Raw genomic sequence first — 251 nt, 5'->3', positions numbered from 1 at the left:
TGGCCTGTGGCAGACTTCAGAGGCTAATCCAGTTAAAATGCTGATCGCCGACTCCCAATCCCATACTGTGGCTTCAGGGACGCTTATGGCATTGGAAGAGGTATATGAGCTGGTGATCCAGTCCATAGATATCGATGGAAATAGAGTGTACCTGGAGCTCTACAAAGATGGAATTGTTATCGATTCCAAGATAATCATGCCCGCGAACAAAGTTGATGATACCTTCATCTACTCCAGTCCAGGAACATCGC

General features: G+C 46.6%; 1 protein-coding gene. It reads left to right on the top strand.

The genetic code is table 11. The features are described from left to right. Nucleotides 1–37 precede the first annotated feature (37 nt). Nucleotides 38–251, top strand: a 214-nt coding sequence (locus BP727_RS13110) for an S-layer protein domain-containing protein (protein WP_286859273.1), incomplete at its 3' end; no start/stop codon positions are given.

Source organism: Methanosaeta sp. UBA356, assembly GCF_002496465.1.
Classification (GTDB): domain Archaea; phylum Halobacteriota; class Methanosarcinia; order Methanotrichales; family Methanotrichaceae; genus Methanothrix; species Methanothrix soehngenii.
Note: the sequence above shows the minus strand (reverse complement) of the source record. Positions and strands in the feature narration are given on the sequence as shown.